We start from the raw sequence: 12257 nt of genomic DNA, 5'->3' as shown, positions 1-12257 counted from the left end.
GGACGCCCCCACGTCCCGGTGCGGGAAGGCGAAGGTATCCGACGCCCGGCGCGCGAAGGCGAGGAGTCCTCACGTGAGCTTCCCGTCCAGGACCGTCGGCCTGCCGCGCAGGAAGGTCGCCACGACACGGCCGGGCAGAGTAAGGCCCTGGTAGGGGGTGTTGCGGCTCTTGGAAGCGTAGCCCGCCGGGTCGACCGCGGCGCGCACCGCCGGGTCGTAGAGGGTGAGGTTGGCCGGCGCGCCGACCTCGATCGGCTGCCCGTGCCCTCGAAGCCTGCCGATCCTGGCCGGGGCGCAGGACATGCGCTCGGCGACACCGGCCCAGTCGAGCAGCCCCGTCTCCACCATCGCCTCCTGGACCACCGCGAGCGCCGTCTCCAAGCCGATCATGCCCATGGCGGCGGCGGCCCACTCGGTCTCCTTGTCCTCGACCGGGTGCGGGGCGTGGTCGGTGGCCACGCAGTCGATCGTGCCGTCGGCCAGAGCCGCGCGCAGCGCCTCGACGTCGGCGCGGGTGCGCAGCGGCGGGTTCACCTTGTAGATCGGGTTGTAGGAGCCGACCGGGGAGTCCTCGACGAGGTCGTCGGTCAGCAGCAGGTGGTGCGGGGTCACCTCGGCGGTGACGTCCCAGCCTTTGGACTTGGCCCAGCGGATGAGCTCCACCGAGCCCGCCGTGGAGACGTGGCAGATGTGCAGGCGCGAGCCGACGTGCGCGGCCAGCAGGCAGTCGCGGGAGATGATCGCCTCCTCGGCGACCGCGGGCCATCCGGTCAGGCCCAGCCTGCCGGAGACCGCGCCCTCGTTCATCTGCGCGCCCTCGGTCAGCCGCGGCTCCTGGGCGTGCTGGGCCACGACGCCGTCAAAGGCCTTGACGTACTCCAGCGCGCGGCGCATGAGCACCGCGTCGGAGACGCACTTGCCGTCGTCGGAGAAGACCCGGACCCGGGCCGCCGAATCGGCCATCGCGCCGAGTTCGGCCAGGTGCTCGCCGCCCAGGCCGACCGTGACGGCTCCGACGGGCTGCACGTCGCAGTAGCCCGCCTCCTGGCCCAGGCGCCAGACCTGCTCGACGACGCCTGCGGTGTCGGCGACCGGGTCGGTGTTGGCCATGGCGTGCACGGCGGTGTAGCCGCCGAGGGCGGCGGCGCGGGTGCCCGTGGTGACGGTCTCCGCGTCCTCACGTCCCGGCTCGCGCAGGTGGGTGTGCAGGTCCACCAGGCCGGGCAGGGCGATCAACCCCTCAGCCTCGACGGTCTCGACGGTCCCGCCGTCGCTCAGCCCCTGGCCGATCTCCACCAGGAGACCGTCGCGGATCAGGATGTCGACGGGCTCTCCGCCGAGGATCCTGGCGCCCCTGATGACGATGCCGTCACGCGTGGCCCCGATGCGGTCGTTCATCAGATCTCTCCCCCGAGGTCGGCGCCGCCAAGCAGCAGGTACAGAACGGCCATACGTGCGGTCACCCCGTTGGCGACCTGCTCGACGATCGTCGAGCGCGGCGAGTCGGCCACCTCGGCCGCGATCTCCATCCCCCGGTTCATCGGGCCGGGGTGCATCACGATGGCGTGGTCGGGCATCCTGGCGACGCGCTCGCGGTCGAGCCCGTAGCGGCGGCTGTACTCCCGCTCGGTGGGGAAGAACGCCGCGTTCATCCGCTCGCGCTGCACGCGCAGCATCATCACCACGTCGGACTTGGGCAGCATCGCGTCGAGGTCGTAGGAGACCTCGCACGGCCAGGAGTCGACGTTGACCGGGAACAGGGTCGGCGGGGCGACCAGGGTCACCTCGGCGCCGAGAGTGGCCAGCAGCAGCACGTTGGAGCGGGCCACCCTGCTGTGCAGCACGTCACCGACGATGGTGACCTTCCTGCCGTCCAGCGAGCCCAGGCGGCGGCGCATGGTGAAGGCGTCGAGCAGGGCCTGGGTGGGGTGCTCGTGGGTGCCGTCACCGGCGTTGACGACGCTGCCGCGCACCCAGCCGGCCAGCCGGTACGGGGCGCCCGAGGCGCCGTGCCGGATGACGACGGCGTCGGCGCCCATCGCCTCCAGGGTGAGCGCGGTGTCCTTGAGCGACTCGCCCTTGGAGACGCTGGAGCCCTTGGCGGAGAAGTTGATGACGTCCGCCGACAGGCGCTTGGCCGCGGCCTCGAAGGAGATCCTGGTCCGGGTGGAGTCCTCGAAGAAGAGGTTCACCACGGTGCGGCCCCGCAGGGTGGGGAGCTTCTTGATGGAACGTTCCGAGATCTTCGCCAGCTCGTCCGCGGTGTCCAGGATGAGCAGGGCGTCGTCACGGGTCAGATCGGCCGCCGAGATCAGGTGCCGCTTCACCGGCCGTCCTCCTTCAGCAGCAGGACCGCGTCGCGGCCGTCGTTCTCCTCCAGGTAGACCTTGACGCTCTCGGACTTGGAGGTCGGCAGGTTCTTGCCCACGTAGTCGGGGCGGATGGGCAGCTCGCGGTGGCCGCGGTCGACCAGGGTGGCGAGTTGCACGGCCTGCGGGCGGCCCAGGTCGTTGAGCGCGTCGAGCGCGGCACGGACCGTGCGGCCGGAGTAGAGGACGTCGTCGACGAGGACGACGGTCCTGCCGTCGATGCCGTCGGCGGGCAGTTCGGTGCGGCCCAGCGCGCGGGCGGGACGCAGGCGCAGGTCGTCTCGGTACATCGTGACGTCGAGGGAGCCGACGGGCACAGAACGGCCCTCGAACTGCTTGATGTGGGCGGCCAGGCGGCGGGCCAGGTGGACACCGCGCGTGGGGATGCCCAGCAGGACGACGTTCTCGCCGCCCTTGGTCCGTTCAAGGATCTCGTGGGAGATGCGGACCAGGGCCCGGTTGATATCGGGCTGCTCAAGAACGGCGCGCGCACCACTCAGCGCATGCGAAATGGCATCGGTCAAGGAGTAACACCACCTTTCCCGCCTCACGGGACGGGTCTTAAAGGAAGTCAGCACTCTTACGTTACCAGCCGCTCGACGGCTCGCCCTGACCGGACCCTGACCGGCCCCACCTCGGCGGACGCCGGACGCCCGCCCCAGCGATCTTCCCAAAAGTGAATAAATATCGTGATCTTCACTGACTTCCCATGGTTCTGGCGGGTATGCGCTTTAGGTCCGTACCAACGCGAGGTATGGCGAGCGCGCCCACGGGGTCCGGGGCGCCGCCCTCCCGACTCTCTCGTCACCAGCCGCGAAGGAAGAGAAATGGCCTTTCACGTCGACTCCGAGGTCGGCCGGCTCCACCAGGTCCTGCTGCATCGGCCCGAACTCGCCCTGAAACGGCTCACGCCGTCGAACAAGGACGACTTCCTCTTCGACGACGTGCTGTGGGTGCAGCGCGCCGTGGAGGAGCACGAGGAGTGGCAGAGACTCCTGGTCGACCAGGGAGTCACCGTCCACATGCTCTCCGACCTGCTCCATGAGACCGTCGAGATCCCCCAGGCGCGCAAGCACATCCTGGACGGCATCGCCGACGAGCGCTACTTCGGCCCGATGGCCGTCGACGCCATCCGCAACGCGCTGGACTCGATGGACTCCACGATGCTTCAGCGCTATCTCACCGGCGGCATCACCAAGCGCGAACTGGTGGACATGGGCACCGATCCCAAGAGCCTCGCCTTCCACACGCTCAGGCCGGACGACTTCGTCCTGCCCCCGCTGCCCAACCACCTGTTCACCCGCGACACCTCCTGCTGGATCTACGGCGGCGTCTCGATCAACGCGATGAGAAAGAAGGCCCGCCGCCGCGAGACGGTCAACATGGAGGCGATCTACCGCTACCACCCCGCCTTCGCCTCCGGTTACGACCGGCCCGAGGAGGGCGGCTACCACGTCTGGATGCCCGGCATCCCCGCGGCTCCGGCCACCATCGAGGGCGGCGACGTGCTCGTCATCGGCCAGGGCGCGGTGCTGGTGGGGATCAGCGAGCGCACCCAGCCGCAGGCTGTCGAGATGCTCGCGCGGAGCCTGTTCGCGAAGGGCGCCGCGACGAGGATCGTCGCGCTGGACATGCCGAAGGCGCGGGCCTTCATGCATCTGGACACGGTCATGACCAACGTGGACGTCGGGGTGTTCACCAAGTTCGCGGGGCTGGGCATGCTGCCCTCCTACACCGTCGAGCCCGGCGACAACGAGAAGGAACTCAAGATCACCGACCATCCCCCCGAGGACATGCACAGAGCCATCGCGCGGGCGATCGGCCTGGACGACATCAAGGTCCTCAGCGCGACACAGGACGTGTACGCCTCCGAACGGGAGCAGTGGGACGACGGCTGCAACGTGCTGGCCCTGCGACCCGGCGTGGTCGTGGCCTACGAGCGCAACACCACCACCAACAACCACCTGCGCCGCAACGGGATCGAGGTCATCACGATCCGGGGCAGCGAGCTCGGCAGGGGCCGGGGCGGCCCGCGCTGCATGAGCTGCCCGCTGGAACGCGACGGCGGCTGAGCCCTTCCGGGAGCCGGGCGGACCGCCGCCACGAAACGCCGATCCACACCTCCGGCCGGACGGGACCGTCGCACCGGGTATTCCTCCCGGCCACCTTGTCGAAGATCATACTCTGGTCGCCGCACCCGAAGATGATGTTGCCCCGAATCCCCCAGAAGAAGCCAGCATCCGGCGAAAATCCCGTAAAAACTAGAGGTTTCGCGATGCGCGGTAGGACAACTACCGCGTTTGAGGCGGACCACATCGGACCGGATTCGACATCTTTTTTCCAATCAGCTTGACCTTAGGCGCCCACAGCTTTACCGTCACTGTCCGTAACCACACCTCGTGGCGTTATCGGGTGAACCCTGACGCACCGGTCACCGAAGACGCCTACCCCGGGCGCCAACCCGGTGACCGGGGCATAAGTTGCGAGGTAGCACAATCAAGTTGAGAGCAGTACATACAGAGCCGGGGGGCCACACCATGCCGTCTGAGTACGCCAAATCGCTGGGTGCACGACTCCGCGCCATTCGCACCCAGCAGGGCCTGTCCCTGCACGGAGTCGAAGAGAAGTCCCGCGGGCGCTGGAAGGCGGTCGTCGTGGGCTCCTATGAGCGTGGCGACCGTGCCGTCACCGTGCAGAAGCTTGCCGAGCTGGCTGATTTCTACGGGGTGCCGGTCTCGGAGTTGCTGCCCGGAGGGGCTGCTCCCAGTCCTCTGGGCCCGACACCGAAACTTGTGATCGACCTTGAGCGCCTTGCCCAGCTCCCCAAGGAGAAGGCCGGCGCGCTTGCCCGCTACGCGGCCACCATCCAGAGCCAGCGTGGCGACTACAACGGCAAGGTGCTGTCCATCCGCCAGGAGGACCTCCGCTCCCTTGCCGTGATCTACGACAAGTCCCCCAGCGAGCTCACCGAGGAGCTCATCGGCTGGGGCGTCCTGGACCCCGAGGCGCGCCGCGCCGTCGAGTCCTTCTGACCGTCTGACCGGTCGTGGGTGCGCCGGAACCGGCGTGCCCACCCCGCTCTAAAAATCTTGCTCTCAGCAGAACGTTAGCTTCATTCCGCCCCGGCCCACGGCCACTGTGGTAGGAAAAGGCAAACATTCGATTGGCGAGACACGGTGGACATGACTTCGGGAGATGATCGGCTCGATCACTCTCGACCGCGCTCAAAAAGCCGTCTCCACTCGGTCATGGTGTCGCTGGGATCGACCAGGACGCGCACCTTCCTGCGGTTGCTGGCATCGATCGGCACCACCAGGACCCAGGACACCCTGAAGCTGCTGCCGTTCGTCGTCATGGCCGTGGTGGCCGTGATCGACTTCGGCTCGGGCCCCACGTCCGGCCTCCTCCCGCTGCTCGCCCTCGGCCCGGCCTTCGCCAGTGTGGCCTGCGGCCTGGCCCGCACCACCGTGATCGGCGTCGTCGCCCTGATGCTGTGCGTCGCGCTCGGCCTCTACAACGACATCCTCTGGACGCCGCGTACCAACATCACCATGTTCGCCATCCTCGGCGTCACCGTGGCCAGCGTGCTGGCCAGCGCCGGGCGGCTGCGCCACGAGCGCCAGCTCGCCGACGTGCGCTCGGTGGCCGAGGCCGCCCAGCGGGTGCTGCTGCGCCCTGTGCCCCGCCGCGCCGGTCCCGGCATAGGCGTGGCCGTCTCGTACACCTCCGCCACGGCCGAGGCCAGAATCGGCGGTGACCTGTACGAGGTCGTCACCACCCCGCACGGGGTCCGGATCATCGTGGGAGACGTGCAGGGCAAGGGCCTGGAGGCCGTGGAGACCGCGGCCGTGGTACTCGGCGCCTTCCGCGAGGCGGCCCACGACGAGAAGAAGCTCCAGGGCGTCGTGGCCCGGCTGGAGAAGGCACTGACCCGCGAGTTGTCCGGCGAGCAGTTCGTGACCGCCGTACTGGCCGAGATCCGCGGCGGTTCCACCATCGCCGTCATCAACTGCGGCCACCCCCCGCCCATGGTGCTGGACGCCGAGGGCACGATCTGGTTCGCCGACCCGCCGGACGAGGCCCTGCCGCTGGGCATGAGCGCACTACAGGCCAGCAAGCCGCAGCCGCACCACATCCCTTTCGAGCCGGGGGACCAGGTCCTCTTCTACACCGACGGGGTCATCGAGGCGCGCAACGGGTTCGGCGAGTTCTACCCGCTGCCGGAGCGGGCGCACCTGCTGGACGGTGAGGACGACCCTCAGGGGTCGCTGGACGCTCTGCGCGCGGACCTGCTCCACCACGTGGGCAGGCCGCTGGGCGACGACGCCGCCATGCTCCTGCTGCGCCACCGCGCCGTCCAGGAGAACTCCTCCGCGGCGTAGACCGCCTCGGGGCCTGCCCGCCACGGCCGGTCGGACGGCGCCCCGCCGCGTCGTCGCCGGTCACCGTCGCCGGTCACCGCGCCGGTCATCAAGGCACGCCGCGACACCGTCTGAACCAACCGTCTGACCAACCTCCTGACCGACCTCGCCACGGCGAGATCCGCCGGAGGGGACCTAACCCGCCAACGGGACGTGGCCCGGGAGCACGGGTTGCGCCGGCACCCCGAGCAGGTTCTCGACCTCGATGACGAAGCGCTCCGCCTCGGAGATGAGCTCCTCGGCGTCTCGCGACGACACCGTGCGGGTCAGCCCCGCCTCGGCGGCGGCCCGCTTGGCCGCGCTCGTCTCGAAGTAGGGCGCCCACTCGGCCAGCCGTGGCTCGGCCTCGGGGAGCAACTCCCAGGCACTGCGCAGCCTGCGCCTGCGGCCCTGCATGGGACGGGGGCGCGCGGCCAGGACGGCGGCGGCCGCCCTGAGCGCCGCGAGGTGGGCCGCGACGTAACGAGCGGCGGAGGTCCGGGCGGCGGCGGCCTCTTCGAGACAGTCACGCGCGTCTGTGAGGTGCGCCCGCACCGTGGGGGACAGTCGGGGCCCACCGGAATCGCCGAGCCGAGGGGTCATGTGCGTCAGCCTCCTTGGTCGCAAGCGGCTCCCGGCGTTTTCACCGGCGGTGTCAACATTCGCAGACCCCACCGACAAATCCACCGGGCGGCCGGACGAGGAGCTTCCCCTCTCCCCGCCCGCCCCGACCTGGGCCCGATCGTCTCCTCCGACGACGTGGATCCGGCCGACCACCCTGGACACGGGCTGCGAGCCCCGCGTCATTACATCGAACATAAATTCGACCACTAATACTGTCAAGTAAAACGGCGAACAAAAGTTCGATCTTCTGATATGACAGACACGACGGAGGCCCCGGGAGATCTCCGTCTCCCGGGGCCTCCGCTCGCCGAGCGCCGATCCGCCCGCCGGTTCGCCCGCTCCGCCGCGCTACCGGGCGAACCTGCCTCGGACATGCACCGGCACCCCGGTGCCGAGCAGGCCGGGAAGGACCTCCGCCACGTGCATCGGCAGCCGGACACAGCCGTGGGAGGCGGGTGCCAGCGGCACCGACAGCGCGCCGTGGAAGGCGATGCCGCCGTTGAAGAAGATCGGGTTGTAGAGCTGGCCCAGGTAGGACTTGTGCCAGCCGTCCCTGCGCCAGGTGGTCTTGTAGTCGCCCGTCGGCGTGCGGGCGTCGCCGCAGAACCGCTGGGTCTTGCCCTCCCAGGTGGCCGTCTCGCAGTAGGCGATCCCACTGCCCGAGGAGGTGTGGCTGATCAGCCGCACCGCGCCGTTGACGTAGAGGACCATCACCTGGGTGGTGAGGTTCACCTCCACCCGGGTCGGCTTACCCCCGGGGACGAGCACCTTCGGCGCCAGCGGACTCTCCAGGGCCTGCCAGGTCCTGCGCGCCACGGTGCTGGTCGGCGAGATGCCGTTGACCTTCTGGAAGGCCCAGATCGCGGTCAGGGTCGCACCGCCGTAGCGGCCGTCGATCCTGCCCGGGGCGTAGCCGAGCTCGGCCAGCCTCTCCTGGAGCACCTTCACCGTGGCGCCCTTCGCGCCGAGCCTGAGCGTCTTGCCCGGTGCGACGAACCGGGACGCCTCGGTCCTCGTCGCGACGGCCGGCGCGGCCGAGACCGCGGCCCGCGCCTCGGCGACGCCCGCGGAAAGGGTGACGCCCGCGGAAGAGAGGAGCACGGCCCCCGCCGTCATCAGCGCGGCCGCTCCCAGCCGCTGTCCAACCCCCACTTTCCATCAACTCCTCATATCACTATGGATCAGGTCAAGGGACCATAGCGCACGGGTTCCCCGTGCAAGCGACCGGTTATGAAGCGGAAATCAACGGTCAACCCGTTTAGAGTGGCCAGGTGCCAGAAAAGTTGCATCCGAACGTTGAGAAAGTCGCCGCCGTGCTCCGTGAGCACGCCGTCCCCGGCGAGATCGTCACCTTCGCCGAGGCCACTCCGACCGCCGCCAGCGCCGCCGCGCAGCTCGGCTGCGAGGTCGGCGCCATCGCCAACAGCCTGATATTCGACGCCGACGGCGAGCCGCTCCTGGTTCTGACCAGCGGCGCCCACCGGGTCGACACCGACCTGATCGCCAGGACGGCCGGTGTGGCGAAGGTGAAGCGCGCCGATCCCGCCTTCGTGCGGGCGGCCACCGGCCAGGTCATCGGCGGCGTCGCCCCGATCGGCCACCCCGCCCCGGTCCGGACGCTGGTCGACACCTGGCTGGACAAGTACGACGTCGTCTGGGCCGCCGCCGGCCACCCGCACACCGTCTTCCCGACCTCCTTCGACGAGCTCGTCCGTATCACCGGCGGGGTCCCCGCCGAGGTCGAATGACCGCGATCCGGCGGTGAGCACGGCACGGCGCTCCCGCCACCGGCGATGACCCGCGTCATGTCCTCCCTGCTAGGGTGCGACGCGTGATCGGACTGCGACGGATCGGCCCCGACGAGTTCACGCTCCGGTTGGACGCGGTCCTTGACGTCTACACCAAGGCGATGAACCCGCCCGCCGACCAGATCGCCGGTCGCAAGGCGATCATGGGAAACCACGCCACCAACCCGGCCTTCACCTGCCTGTTCGCCGAACTCTCCGACGGCACCCCGGTGGGGATCGCCTACGGTTTCCACGGGGTTTCCGGCCAGTGGTGGCACGACGTGGTCCGGCGGGCCCTCGCCGAGAAGCACGGCGAGGGCAGCGCCCGCGGCTGGCTGGGCGACGCGCTGGAGCTCGCCGAGATCCACGTCCACCCCGACTACCAGGGCAAGGGCATCGGACGGTCGATGATCATGGGCATCTGCGCGGGCCGCCTGGAGCGCACCGCCGTGCTGTCCACCCGCGACCGGCCCACCGCGGCCCGGCACCTCTACCGGAGCATCGGCTTCGTGGACCTGCTCACGCAGTTCGTCTTCCCCGGCGGGCACGAGCGCTACGCGATCCTCGGGGCGGTCCTCCCGCTGGACGGCTGAGCCGCCCAGCGGGTGCCCCTCTCGCTCAGCCCCCCAGCGAAGGGGCCCTCGGCGTGTGGTCGAGCGCCTGGAAGACCTCGCGGGTCGCGCTGGAGCGGTTGAAGGTGATGAAGTGGATGCCGGGCGCGCCCTCGTCGAGCAGGGTCTGGCAGAGCTCGGCGGCCAGCTCGATGCCCAGGCTGCGCACGGCGGCCGGATCGTCGGCGACGGCCGCGAACCTCTCGGCCACCTCGGGCGGGAACGGCGCGCCGGAGAGCTGCTCCGACCTGGCGATGGTGCTCATCTGCGTGACGGGCATGATGCCGGGGATGATCGGCGTGTCACAGCCGCTGGCCGCCACCCGGTCACGGAGCCGCAGGTAGTCGTCCGCGCGGAAGAACATCTGGGTGATCGCGTAGTCGGCGCCCGCCCGGCACTTGCGTACGAAGTACTCGGTGTCGGACTCGATCGAGCGCGACCTGGGGTGCTTGTAGGGGAAGGCGGCCACGCCCACGCAGAAGTCGCCGGACTGGCGGATGAGCCTGACCAGTTCCTCGGCGTACAGGACGCCCTCGGGGTGGCGCACCCACTCGCCCGTCACGTCGCCCGGCGGGTCGCCCCGCACGGCGAGGATGTTGCGGACGCCCGCCCCGGCGAACCGGCCGACCAGGTGGCGCAGCTCGCGGATGGAGTGGTTGACGGCCGTGAAGTGGGCGACCGGGGTCAGCGTGGTCTCGTGGGCGATCCGCTCGACGATGTCGACGGTGCGGTCGCGGGTGCTGCCTCCGGCACCGTAGGTGACGGAGACGAAGGTGGGGTGCAGCGCCTCCAGCTCGCGGACGGCACGCCAGAGGTGGCGCTCTCCCTCGTCGGTCTTCGGAGGGGAGAACTCGAAGGAGAACGAGTGGGCACCGGCGGCGAGGAGTTCGCGGACGGTGGCGACACGATCTGGAAGAACGGACGGGCGACCCAGAGCCATGGGGCAAGGATACTGGCCCGGCCGCTCGGATGCCCGATCAGATCACGGCCGCCTACAGGACGATCTCCACGCGAAACAACCGTTCTTCTAGATCGAAATATCCCCTTGGACCGTTAATCTCATTACTTGACCTCCTCCTGCCGCCGAAGCCGGGGGATCCCAACTTTCATAGATTGGGTTTCCTGACTCATGACCAGTCGCGAGAAACCCGGAGGTGTCGTGTCTCGCACCGGCCCCGCAACCGTTCCGCCGCTCCGCCGCCCCGGCGGGAAGGCCCGTGTCGACCATGCGTACGGTGGTCGGGGTGTCATCACCGCCGGACACGGTGCCAGGGCGTGCGGCACCGTACCGCGTTTCCTCCCCAGAGCTGAAGCCCAGGGTCTCCATACCGGAGGTATTCGATGATCACTTCTGCAACCGCGCTGGACATGATCCGGTCCGAGGTGGACCACGCTCTCCGGCGGTTCGTCGAACAGCAGCGTCCGCAGGTCAGTGCTCCAGAGCTGGCCCCTCTTGTCTCCGCTGCCGAGGACTTCCTCGCGGGCGGCAAGCGGCTGCGCCCCGCCTTCTGCTACTGGGGCTGGCACGGTGCGGGCGGAGGCGACGACCCCGCGCTCTTCTCCGCGGCCGCCTCCCTTGAGCTGCTCCAGGCAAGCGCCCTGGTGCACGATGACGTGATGGACGCCAGCGACCTGCGCCGGGGCATGCCCTCGGCACACCGCAGGTTCGAGGAACTGCACAGAAAGGCGGGCTGGCACGGCTCCGCCGAGCAGTTCGGCGAGGGTGCGGCCATTCTGCTGGGCAACCTGATGCTCATCTGGTCCGGTGAGATGTGGCGCAACAGCGGTCTGCCGGCCGCCTCGCTGGCGGCGGCGCAGAAGGTGCACGACGACATGCGCACCGAACTGATGTGCGGCCAGTATCTCGACCTGCTGGAGCAGGCGCACGGCGAGGGCACCTTCGACAGCGCGCTGCGGGTCGCCCTCTTCAAGAGCGGCAAGTACTCCGTGGAACAGCCGCTCCGGCTCGGGCTGGTGCTGGCCGCCCAGGGCAGGGAGCCCTGGATCGACCGGCTCTGCGAGGAGTACGGGCGGTCCGTGGGCATCGCCTTCCAGCTTCGCGACGACATCCTCGGCGTGTTCGGCGACCCGGACGAGACCGGTAAGCCGGCCGGCGACGATCTTCGCGAGGGCAAGCGGACGATGCTCATCGCCCGCACGCTCGCCGCCGCCTCGGCCTCCCAGGCACAGGTGGTACGCGCCACGCTCGGCGACCCGGATCTGGACGAGGCCGGGGTGGACCGGCTGCGCCGGATCATCGAGGAGACGGGGGCTCTCGTGGCGTGTGAGGACCTGATCAAGGAGTACCTGGAGAACGCCCTCGGTTCGCTGGAGGGCGCCCCGATCCGCCCCGACGCCCGGGCGGCCCTGGCCGACCTCGCGGTGGCCGCCACCTCCCGGCGCGCCTGAACCGCGCGCCTGACCCGCGCACGGGCCGGCGCGCACCGGTCCGGTGCACGGACCGGC

General features: G+C 69.7%; 12 protein-coding genes. 6 read left to right on the top strand and 6 right to left on the bottom strand.

The features are described 5' to 3' along the window. Positions 1–69: 69 nt before the first annotated feature. From ACWD3H_RS11295 to pyrR, 3 genes are read right to left on the bottom strand one after another with little or no spacing between them, the layout of a single operon-like run. Complete coding sequence (locus tag ACWD3H_RS11295; protein ID WP_451954837.1) at positions 70–1398, bottom strand: dihydroorotase; 1329 nt, start codon at positions 1396–1398, stop codon at positions 70–72. Beyond that, a complete protein-coding gene (locus ACWD3H_RS11290) occupies positions 1398–2327 on the bottom strand; it encodes an aspartate carbamoyltransferase catalytic subunit (protein ID WP_343979617.1) in 930 nt (309 codons plus the stop codon). The genes ACWD3H_RS11295 and ACWD3H_RS11290 overlap by 1 nt, the downstream gene beginning before the upstream one ends. Further along, positions 2324–2893: a bifunctional pyr operon transcriptional regulator/uracil phosphoribosyltransferase PyrR gene (pyrR, locus tag ACWD3H_RS11285; protein ID WP_350924424.1), complete on the bottom strand. Its 570-nt coding sequence runs from the start codon at positions 2891–2893 to the stop codon at positions 2324–2326. Before pyrR ends, ACWD3H_RS11290 begins: the two co-directional genes overlap by 4 nt. A gap of 303 nt (positions 2894–3196) precedes the next feature. On the opposite strand from pyrR, the gene ACWD3H_RS11280 reads away from it, so the two are divergent. The 3 genes from ACWD3H_RS11280 (at position 3197) to ACWD3H_RS11270 (ending at position 6751) form a co-directional block, all read left to right on the top strand. Continuing rightward, positions 3197–4441, top strand: a complete 1245-nt coding sequence (locus ACWD3H_RS11280; protein ID WP_355549787.1) for an arginine deiminase — start codon at positions 3197–3199, stop codon at positions 4439–4441. Between the two features lie 465 nt (positions 4442–4906). Next, positions 4907–5401, top strand: coding sequence for a transcriptional regulator BldD (bldD, locus tag ACWD3H_RS11275; RefSeq protein ID WP_030910010.1), 495 nt, complete (start codon positions 4907–4909; stop codon positions 5399–5401). Between the two features lie 216 nt (positions 5402–5617). After that, positions 5618–6751, top strand: a complete 1134-nt coding sequence (locus tag ACWD3H_RS11270; protein WP_355549785.1) for a PP2C family protein-serine/threonine phosphatase — start codon at positions 5618–5620, stop codon at positions 6749–6751. A gap of 174 nt (positions 6752–6925) precedes the next feature. On the opposite strand, the gene ACWD3H_RS11265 is transcribed toward ACWD3H_RS11270, so the two are convergent. Both ACWD3H_RS11265 and ACWD3H_RS11260 read right to left on the bottom strand, forming a co-directional pair. Next, complete coding sequence (locus ACWD3H_RS11265) at positions 6926–7372, bottom strand: SAV_6107 family HEPN domain-containing protein (protein ID WP_355549782.1); 447 nt, start codon at positions 7370–7372, stop codon at positions 6926–6928. A 369-nt stretch (positions 7373–7741) separates the two neighbouring features. Further along, on the bottom strand, positions 7742–8545 hold the full coding sequence (locus ACWD3H_RS11260; RefSeq protein WP_350924416.1) for a L,D-transpeptidase family protein: 804 nt from the start codon (positions 8543–8545) through the stop codon (positions 7742–7744). A 119-nt stretch (positions 8546–8664) separates the two neighbouring features. Between ACWD3H_RS11260 and ACWD3H_RS11255 the strand changes: the two genes are divergently transcribed. After that, a complete protein-coding gene (locus tag ACWD3H_RS11255; protein WP_451954836.1) occupies positions 8665–9141 on the top strand; it encodes a YbaK/EbsC family protein in 477 nt (158 codons plus the stop codon). Between the two features lie 83 nt (positions 9142–9224). Further along, entirely contained in the window at positions 9225–9773 is a 549-nt protein-coding gene (locus ACWD3H_RS11250; protein ID WP_350924414.1) for a GNAT family N-acetyltransferase, read from the top strand. Between the two features lie 25 nt (positions 9774–9798). Here the strand turns inward: ACWD3H_RS11250 and metF are convergent, their stop codons facing one another. Beyond that, entirely contained in the window at positions 9799–10731 is a 933-nt protein-coding gene (gene metF, locus ACWD3H_RS11245; protein WP_350924412.1) for a methylenetetrahydrofolate reductase [NAD(P)H], read from the bottom strand. A 401-nt stretch (positions 10732–11132) separates the two neighbouring features. Here metF and ACWD3H_RS11240 point away from each other — a divergent pair, with 401 nt between their 5' ends. Next, positions 11133–12200, top strand: coding sequence for a polyprenyl synthetase family protein (locus tag ACWD3H_RS11240; RefSeq protein WP_451954835.1), 1068 nt, complete (start codon positions 11133–11135; stop codon positions 12198–12200). Positions 12201–12257 lie beyond the last annotated feature (57 nt).

This window comes from Streptosporangium sp. NPDC002607 (assembly GCF_053592655.1).
Note: the sequence above shows the minus strand (reverse complement) of the source record. Positions and strands in the feature narration are given on the sequence as shown.